The 2,500-nt window shown below is 55.4% G+C and carries 2 rRNA genes (1 of these 2 cut by a window edge); both read left to right on the top strand.

Going from position 1 to position 2,500, the window contains the following annotated elements:
* Positions 1–2,143 (top strand): 23S ribosomal RNA (locus tag LOL23_RS18825); it begins 835 nt to the left of the window's first position.
* Positions 2,144–2,359: 216 nt separating this feature from the next.
* Positions 2,360–2,473, top strand: a 5S ribosomal RNA gene (rrf, locus tag LOL23_RS18820).
* Positions 2,474–2,500: the final 27 nt, after the last annotated feature.

Below are 2,500 nucleotides of genomic sequence, written 5' to 3'. Positions count from 1 at the left end.
GTGCCTCACGTATTGCTGCCGGGGGTAGAGCACTGTTATAGCTAGGGGGTCATGGCGACTTACCAACCTATGGCAAACTCCGAATACCGGCAAGTATGAGCGTGGGAGACAGAGCACCGGGTGCTAACGTCCGGACTCAAGAGGGAAACAACCCAGACCGCCAGCTAAGGTCCCTAACTATGGCTAAGTGGGAAACGAAGTGGGAAGGCACAGACAGTCAGGAGGTTGGCTTAGAAGCAGCCACCCTTTAAAGAAAGCGTAATAGCTCACTGATCGAGTCGTCCTGCGCGGAAGATGTAACGGGGCTAAGCCATAGACCGAAGCTGCGGGTGTGCCCGCTCTTTTAAACACATTGCATGAATCGGAGCTTGGCGCCGAAGGCGCAAAGCGGCCCAACACGATTGGGTGCTGGCAGTGGGTTTAAATGAGCGGGCACGCGGTAGGAGAGCGTTCTGTAAGCCTGTGAAGGCGGCTTGAGAAGGCTGCTGGAGGTATCAGAAGTGCGAATGCTGACATGAGTAGCGATAAAGGGGGTGAAAAGCCCCCTCGCCGTAAGTCCAAGGTTTCCTGCGCAACGTTCATCGGCGCAGGGTGAGTCGGCCCCTAAGGCGAGGCAGAGATGCGTAGCTGATGGGAAGCTGGTTAATATTCCAGCACCGTCGTGAAATGCGATGGGGGGACGGATTGCGAAAGGTCATCGGGGTGTTGGATGTCCCCGTTGCTGCATCATAGAAGGCGCTCAGGCAAATCCGGGCGCGCAATTCAAGGGTGTGGCTGGATAGAGTCTTCGGGCTCTAGACTGATTGGAAGCAGTTCCAGGAAAAGCCTCTAAGCTTCAGTTTCACGAGACCGTACCGCAAACCGACACAGGTGGACGGGATGAATATTCCAAGGCGCTTGAGAGAACTCAGGAGAAGGAACTCGGCAAATTGATACCGTAACTTCGGGAGAAGGTATACCCTGGTAGTGTGATGGGCCCGCGCCCTGAGCATGAAGGGGTCGCAGAGAATCGGTGGCTGCGACTGTTTATTAAAAACACAGCACTCTGCCAAGACGAAAGTCGACGTATAGGGTGTGACGCCTGCCCGGTGCCGGAAGGTTAAGTGATGGGGTGCAAGCTCTTGATCGAAGCCCCGGTAAACGGCGGCCGTAACTATAACGGTCCTAAGGTAGCGAAATTCCTTGTCGGGTAAGTTCCGACCTGCACGAATGGCGTAACGATGGCCACACTGTCTCCTCCTGAGACTCAGCGAAGTTGAAGTGTTTGTGATGATGCAATCTACCCGCGGCTAGACGGAAAGACCCCATGAACCTTTACTGTAGCTTTGCATTGGACTGTGAACCGGCCTGTGTAGGATAGGTGGGAGGCGTTGAACCCGAGTCGCCAGATTCGGGGGAGCCAACCTTGAAATACCACCCTGGTCTGTTTGCGGTTCTAACCTTGGCCCGTTATCCGGGTTGGGGACAGTGCATGGTGGGCAGTTTGACTGGGGCGGTCTCCTCCCAAAGTGTAACGGAGGAGTACGAAGGTACGCTAGGTACGGTCGGAAATCGTGCTGATAGTGCAATGGCATAAGCGTGCTTGACTGTGAGACTGACAAGTCGAACAGGTGCGAAAGCAGGTCATAGTGATCCGGTGGTTCTGTATGGAAGGGCCATCGCTCAACGGATAAAAGGTACTCTGGGGATAACAGGCTGATACCGCCCAAGAGTTCATATCGACGGCGGTGTTTGGCACCTCGATGTCGGCTCATCTCATCCTGGGGCTGTAGCCGGTCCCAAGGGTATGGCTGTTCGCCATTTAAAGAGGTACGTGAGCTGGGTTTAAAACGTCGTGAGACAGTTTGGTCCCTATCTGCCGTGGGCGTTGGATACTTGACGGAGCCTGCTCCTAGTACGAGAGGACCGGAGTGGACGTACCGCTGGTGTATCGGTTGTCATGCCAATGGCATTGCCGAGTAGCTATGTACGGAAGAGATAACCGCTGAAGGCATCTAAGCGGGAAACTCGTCTGAAGATTAGGTATCCCGGGGGCTAGACCCCCCTGAAGGGTCGTTCGAGACCAGGACGTTGATAGGCTGGGTGTGTAAGCGCAGTAATGCGTGCAGCTAACCAGTACTAATTGCCCGTGCGGCTTGATCCTATAACCTTGCAGGTTAGGTGTGAACAAGTGCCGTAACAAACAAAGCAATCATCAGGCCCCCAGGCCTTGCCTTGGGGCCCATCGCACCCGTGATGCGATAAACCCGCCATTACCCGTTGGTGTGAGCCTGGCCAGGCGCAAGACAAGCCGGCCCCGCTCACGCACGCTTCTTCCCGGATTGGCGCCGCTGTGCCAACAGCGGCGCACCCAGTTACGCTTGACGACCATAGCAAGGTGGTCCCACGCCTTCCCATCCCGAACAGGACCGTGAAACGCCTTTGCGCCGATGATAGTTGACATCTCGTCTGTGAAAGTAGGTCATCGTCAGGCTTTTATACCGAAGAAAACCCCCGCCAG

Source organism: Paracandidimonas lactea (assembly GCF_021653995.1).
Classification (GTDB): Bacteria; Pseudomonadota; Gammaproteobacteria; order Burkholderiales; family Burkholderiaceae_B; genus Allopusillimonas; species Allopusillimonas lactea.
Note: the sequence above shows the minus strand (reverse complement) of the source record. Positions and strands in the feature narration are given on the sequence as shown.